7 protein-coding genes are annotated in these 6,341 nt (G+C 61.6%); all 7 read right to left on the reverse strand.

What is annotated here, in order from left to right; translation table 11 throughout:
* Positions 1 to 651: GTPase Era (gene era, locus Q0S16_RS10585; protein ID WP_295847969.1), on the reverse strand; the 651-nt coding region annotated here is incomplete at its 3' end.
* 34 nt (positions 652 to 685) lie between these two features.
* A complete protein-coding gene (rnc, locus tag Q0S16_RS10590) occupies positions 686 to 1,504 on the reverse strand; it encodes a ribonuclease III (protein WP_295847954.1) in 819 nt (272 codons plus the stop codon).
* Entirely contained in the window at positions 1,501 to 2,259 is a 759-nt protein-coding gene (gene lepB / locus Q0S16_RS10595; RefSeq protein ID WP_295847957.1) for a signal peptidase I, read from the reverse strand. The genes rnc and lepB overlap by 4 nt, the downstream gene beginning before the upstream one ends.
* Before the next feature lie 524 nt (positions 2,260 to 2,783).
* Entirely contained in the window at positions 2,784 to 2,990 is a 207-nt protein-coding gene (locus Q0S16_RS10600; protein WP_295847959.1) for a hypothetical protein, read from the reverse strand.
* A 38-nt stretch (positions 2,991 to 3,028) separates the two neighbouring features.
* Positions 3,029 to 3,448: a holo-ACP synthase gene (gene acpS / locus Q0S16_RS10605; RefSeq protein WP_295847961.1), complete on the reverse strand. Its 420-nt coding sequence runs from the start codon at positions 3,446 to 3,448 to the stop codon at positions 3,029 to 3,031.
* Positions 3,445 to 4,212, reverse strand: a complete 768-nt coding sequence (locus tag Q0S16_RS10610; RefSeq protein WP_295847965.1) for a pyridoxine 5'-phosphate synthase — start codon at positions 4,210 to 4,212, stop codon at positions 3,445 to 3,447. The genes acpS and Q0S16_RS10610 overlap by 4 nt, the downstream gene beginning before the upstream one ends.
* A gap of 29 nt (positions 4,213 to 4,241) precedes the next feature.
* Positions 4,242 to 6,341 (reverse strand): bifunctional (p)ppGpp synthetase/guanosine-3',5'-bis(diphosphate) 3'-pyrophosphohydrolase (locus Q0S16_RS10615; protein WP_295847967.1); only part of this gene is annotated, 2,100 nt, incomplete at its 5' end.

Raw genomic sequence — 6,341 nt, forward strand, 5'->3', positions numbered from 1 at the left:
CTGATGCAACTGGCGGAAAATCTTTTCGCGGGTGATCTCGGCCGCGAGGTGCCGCATCGGCGCATCCGACATCTGGTCTTCGGGATAGTGATACGGGCCCGGCGGCACGTCCTTGGCCAGCGCGCGGCGCAGATCGTCGACGCCGTCGCCGGTCATCGCCGAGATCATGAAGGTCTCGACGAATTTCATGCGCTCATTCGCGGCCATCGCCACTTTCAGCAACTTTTCCTTGGAGACGATATCGACCTTGTTGATCACCAGAAATTTCGGATGATTGACCTTTTCCAACTGGTTGAAGATCGCCTCGGCCTCCTCATCGATACCTTCGCGGGCGTCGAGCAGGATGCAGACCAGATCGGCATCATGGGCACCGCTCCAGGCGGTCTTCACCATGGCACGGTCTAGCCGGCGCTTGGGCTGAAAGATGCCAGGCGTGTCGACCAGGATGATCTGGGCATGGTCCTCGATCACGATGCCGCGGATCAGCGCGCGCGTGGTCTGCACCTTTCGCGACACGATGGTAACCTTGGAGCCGACCAGCGCATTGACCAGCGTGGACTTGCCGACATTGGGCGCGCCGATCAGCGCGACAAAACCGCAGCGGGTATCGGCCGGCGCCGCATGCGGCGCGTCATGCGGTTCGTCGTGAATCTCGTCGCGGGGTTCGTCGGCTACGTTCAAAACATCATCCTTCAATGCCGCCACTGCTGACGCCTTCACGCGCGATCATGGCCTGCGCGGCCGCCTTCTCGGCGGCGCGCTTGCTGCCGCCCTCGCCTTCCGCGGGCACCAGGCCCTGGACATCCACCGCGACCTTGAAATGCGGGTCGTGGTGCGGGCCCGATCGCTCGACCTCGCGGTAAACCGGCGTCGGCAGACCTTTGCCCTGCGCCCATTCCTGCAGCACGGTCTTGGCGTCGCGCAATGGCCGCACCGGCTTGCGCATCCGCTCGACCCAATTGCGCTGCACGAAACTTTCCGCGGCGGGGTAGCCCCCATCAAGGAAAATCGCGCCGATCACCGCCTCGCAGATGTCGCCGAGCACCGATTTGCGCAACCGGGCGCCGGCGCCGGCGCCGACCGTGCCGAGCTTGATGCCCTCGAGCAGACCCAGCGCGCGGGCCACATCGGCGCAGGTCTCCTTGCGCACCAGATCAGCCAGTCGCTTCGATAATTCGCCCTCGTCGGCGGCCGGAAAAGCCCGGTACAGCATGTCGGACACGACCAGGCCGAGCACATGATCACCGAGAAATTCAAGGCGCTGGTAGCTATCGGCGCGGTTACGCGCGGCCTTCAATGCCGAGACGTGGGTAAAAGCAGTGGCCAGCAGCACCGGATCCTTGAAGACGTAGCTGATCCGGATTTCGATCTCGGCCGCAGCCGCCTTCAGCGTCGCGGTCTTGCGCTTCTTTCTCGCCGCGGCGGATTCCGGAATGGCCTCAGGCGGAGTCAATTCGTCGGTTCCCGCCGCGATGTCGATCGGATTTTTGCTATCGTCTTTCATCGCACGATAGAGAAGATGCGGCTCCAGCGCACCGCCGTCGGCCAGCGCCAGATCTGCCAGGCGTGCTCGCCCTCGGCGATCGAGAAGAAGATCATCTGCGCGCGCCCGACCAGGTTTTCATAGGGCACATAACCGACCGCCGACAGCACCCGGCTATCCGTGGAATTGTCGCGATTGTCGCCCATCATGAAGAAGTTGCCGGGAGGCACGGTGTAGACGTTGGTGTTGTCGTAGAAGCCGTTGTCGACGCAATCCAGAGACTCATAGGTCACGCCGTTGGGCAGCGTTTCCTTCCAGCGCTTGACGCGCGCGGTGGCGTCGGAGCCGCACGGATCCTCGCCGACGAAGTCGCTGAGCCGTTCGCGCTGCACCGGCTTGTCGTTGATGTAGAGCAGCCCTTCTTTCATCTGGACGCGGTCGCCCGGCAGCCCGATCACCCGCTTGATATAATCGGTGGTGTCATCTTTCGGCAGCCGGAATACGACGACGTCGCCCCGCGCGGGCTCGGAACCGAATACCCGGCCGGAGAAGATGTTGGGCGATAGCGGGATCGAATAATGGCTGTAGCCGTAGGAATATTTGGACACGAACAGGTAGTCGCCCACCAGCAAGGTGGCCTTCATCGAGCCAGACGGGATGTTGAACGGCTGGAACAGGAAGGTCCGGATCACCAGCGCAATCAGTAGGGCGTTGATCACGACGCGGATGGTTTCGCCGACGCCGCTTTCGGTCTTGGTTCCGGATGTCACGCTCATAGCTTTCCCGATTCCCGTCGCGATCGCCGCGCCGCTGGTGCTGTTGTCTCACGCGAAAGTGGCAACGCGATGAGAAAAGGCTCTGATTCTGATGTTTAGAGTTAATTGCGGCGCAAACCCAGAGGGGTTAGATCACAATCGGTCCGTTTGGGGCTGTCGCCGGCTTTTTAGCCGGTTGTTCGCCGGGCTGCAATCGACGGAACCGTCATCCAACGCATTAAAATTGGCTAATGTTCTGGTGTAACTAGAGAATTCTGTTCGGGCGCGTTACTCTCGGTCAGGCTTCAGCCCGTTGTGGCGAAGGCTGCTGCTCGGAATTCGCTACGACTGCCCGATATGAAGCCTGACGCTCCTCGGCTTGTGCCCTCTCGTACAGAGCCCGGGTTCGACGAGCCAAGAACAGGCCAAACCCGATAACGAGAAACGTACCTACGACGGGCCAAATGAACGCGAAGATCGCAAAATTGGTCATCCTTGGATGCCTCCAAGTATAGCTCGCCCTGAAAGATGTGGGGCTGAACTCATCAAAAGGCAAACCAGAATCCTGCTGCGATCGTAAGGACGGCGACACCTGCAGCGACAAGACCATAGAACAGCGCAAACATGAGCCCGATTAGACCTACCGAAACGAACGCGGCAGCAAGGCCATTGAAATAATTGGCAAGCAATTTCAACTGTTCGTTATTGGCAGCCTTGTTCGTGAAACGTCCCGCAGCCGGTTGCGCTCGCATTTGACACGTTTGAGTTGCGTTCGTAAATACCGGTGGGGTCAGCCAGCCTTTATCTTCTCCGCCGAGATGATGACAAAGGCCTGCGCCAGCGGCCAGTCATCGGTGATGGTGAGGTCGATCCGCGTCTCAAAGCCCGCCGGTGTCAGCGCCTCCAGACGGGCCATGGCGCCGCCAGTGAGATGCATCGTCGGTCGGCCACCCGGCAGATTGACCACCCCCATGTCGCGCCACCATACACCCTGGCGGATGCCGGTGCCGAGCGCCTTGGAACAGGCCTCCTTGGCGGCAAAGCGCTTGGCGTAGGTGGCGACCAGCATTCTTTCGTTGTTGGCACGACGCTGCGCCTTGGCGCGTTCGGCGGGGGTGAAAATGCGCTCCAGAAACCGCTCACCATGGCGTTCGATCACCTTGGCCACCCGCGTGATATCGATCAGGTCGGAGCCGATGCCGATGATCATGGGTTCGCGGCCAGTCTGGCCCGCCCGCGATCCATCGCCGCCCGCATCTGGCGCACGGTCTCGGCCAGGCCGACGAACAGCGCCTCGCCCATCATGAAGTATCCGATGTTCAATTCCATGATCCCGGGCAGCGCCGCCATCATCTCCGCGGTGGCATAATCGAGGCCGTGACCGGCGTGAACTTCCAGCCCCGCGGAGTTCGCCAATGTCGTGCCGGCGACAATGCGCTGCCATTCGCTGGCGGCCTTGGCGGTGTTGCCGTCCTCGATGGCGTCACACCAGGCGCCGGTATGCAACTCGATCACCGGGGCGCGCAGCCTGGCGGCCATCTCGATCTGCTGAGGGTCGGCCGCGATGAACAGCGACACGCGAATGCCGGCATCGCTGAATCGGGCGATCGAAGGTGCCAGCGACTCGCGCTGGCCAACCACGTCGAGACCGCCCTCGGTGGTCAGTTCCTCGCGCCGCTCCGGCACTAGGCAAACCGCGCGCGGCTTGGTTGCCAACGCGATCCGCACCATGTCCGGCGTCGCCGCCATCTCGAAATTCAGCGGCTTCGAAATCGCAGCCTTGAGCCGGGCCATGTCATTGTCGCGAATATGGCGGCGGTCCTCGCGCAGATGCGCGGTGATGCCATCGGCGCCGGCTTCGATGGCGGCCAGCGCGGCGCGCACGGGGTCGGGACGTTGCCCGCCTCGCGCATTACGCAAGGTGGCAACGTGATCGATGTTGACGCCGAGGCGCAGCGGCAAGGGCTTGGTCATGACGGCATTCCAGAGCTTGAAGAACAACGCTATCCGTTGACGCGCTCGACCTTGGCGACGACGGCCTTGGCGCGCAACTGGTTGATGATAGCGCTCAGATGCTTGAGGTCATAGACCTCGATATCGATGTTCTGCTCTGTGAAATCGGGCGAACGGCGGTGCATGCTGATGTTGTCGATGTTGCCGTCATGGTCGGCGATGACCTGGGCGATCTGCGCCAGGCTGCCGGGCTCGTTGACATTCTGCACGAACAGCCGCGCCGGGAAACGCTGCGGCGAGGATTCGTCGACATCCCAGCGGACATCGACCCAGCGCTCCGGCTCCTCCTCGAAATCCTTCAGCGCCGGCGACTGGATCGGATAGATCGTGATGCCCTCGCCCGGCGTGACGATTCCGACAATGCGATCGCCGGGCACCGCGCCGCCATTCGGCGCGAATTTCACCGGCAGGTCGGAATTGATGCCACCGATCGAGATGATCGAAGTGAACCGCCCGACGCCATCGGGCGTCCGGACCCGGTCCGCGGTAGCCTTCCGGTTGCTGGTGGCGAAGCGGCCGATGCGCTCTTCCTTGTAGTCGGGATACATCGCCCGGACCACGTCGGCGGCCCGCAACTCTCCACGCCCGACCGAGGCCATCACGTCGTCAATGGTCGCGCGCGCCAGCCGCGGCAGCGCCCCCTTCAACTGGTCGTCGGCATATTCCATCTTGGCCCGGGCAAACAGCCGCTCGACGATGCGGCGGCCAAGACCGGCATATTGATCGCGCACCGCGGTGCGCGTCGCCCGGCGGATCGCGGCCCGAGCCTTGCCGGTGACGGCCAGTGATTCCCACGCCGAGGGCGGCGCCTGCTGCGCGGCGGAGGTCAGCACCTCGACCTCATCGCCGTTCTGCAATTCCGAGGACAATGGCGCAAACTTGCCGTTGATCTTGCAGCCCACGGCGCTGTTGCCGACATCGGTATGCACGGCATAGGCGAAATCCACCACATTGGCGTTGCGCGGCAGCGCGATCAGCTTGCCCTTCGGGGTGAAGCAGAACACCTGGTCGTGAAACAGCTCGAGTTTGGTATGCTCCAGAAACTCTTCCGGATTGGTGCTTTCGGATAGAATCCCGATGGTATGACGGAGCCAGGAAAAGGCATTGGATTCGCGCTTCAACATCTCGGTCGGCGAACCGATGCCATCCTTGTAGAACGCGTGCGCGGCGATACCGTATTCGGCGATCTGGTTCATGTCCTCGTCGCGAATCTGCAATTCGACCCGCTGGTTGCCAGGGCCGATCACCGTGGTGTGCAGCGAGCGATAGTCGTTCTGCTTCGGTGTCGAGATGTAGTCCTTGAAACGGCCGGGCACGACCGGCCAGGTGGTATGCACCACGCCGAGCGCCCGGTAGCAGGCCTCCATGTCCTTCAGAACCACGCGAAAGCCGAAAATATCCGACAGCTGCTCGAAGCCGACCGATTTGCGCTTCATCTTGGTCCAGATCGAAAACGGCCTTTTGCGGCGGCCGCTGACCCGGGCGAGGATGCCGTTCTTCTCGAGATTCTTGGTGAGCTGCCCCTCGATCATGCCGATCAGATTGCGGTTGCGCTCGGCCAGCGAATCGAGCCGCTGCATCACCACCTGGTAGGCGTCGGGGTCGAGCACCTTGAACGACAGCTCTTCGAGTTCCTCGCGCATTTCCTGCATGCCCATGCGACCAGCGAGCGGGGCATAAACGTCTAATGTTTCTTGCGCGTTGCGTTGTTGGCTTTCGGCGGTGTTGTGCTCGAGCGTTCGCATATTGTGCAACCGATCGGCGAGCTTCACGAGCAGCACCCGAATATCGCTCGAAATCGCAATAAGCAATTTGCGAAAATTTTCCGCCTGCTCGGCCTTTTTCGTCATCAGATCGAGGCGCTTGATCTTGGTCAGACCTTCGACCAATTCCCCAATTTTGGGGCCAAACAACTGATCGATTTCGGTGCGCGTCGCCTCGGTATCTTCGATGGTATCGTGCAGCAGCGCCGTTGCAATCGTCGCATCGTCAAGCTTCAGCCCCGTGAGAATGGCTGCCACTTCAAGGGGATGGGAAAAATACAAATCGCCCGATTTGCGTTTTTGCTGACCGTGCGCCTTCATGGCGTA

Origin of the sequence: Tardiphaga sp. (genome assembly GCF_025356345.1) — a bacterium.
Taxonomy (GTDB): Bacteria; Pseudomonadota; Alphaproteobacteria; order Rhizobiales; family Xanthobacteraceae; genus Tardiphaga.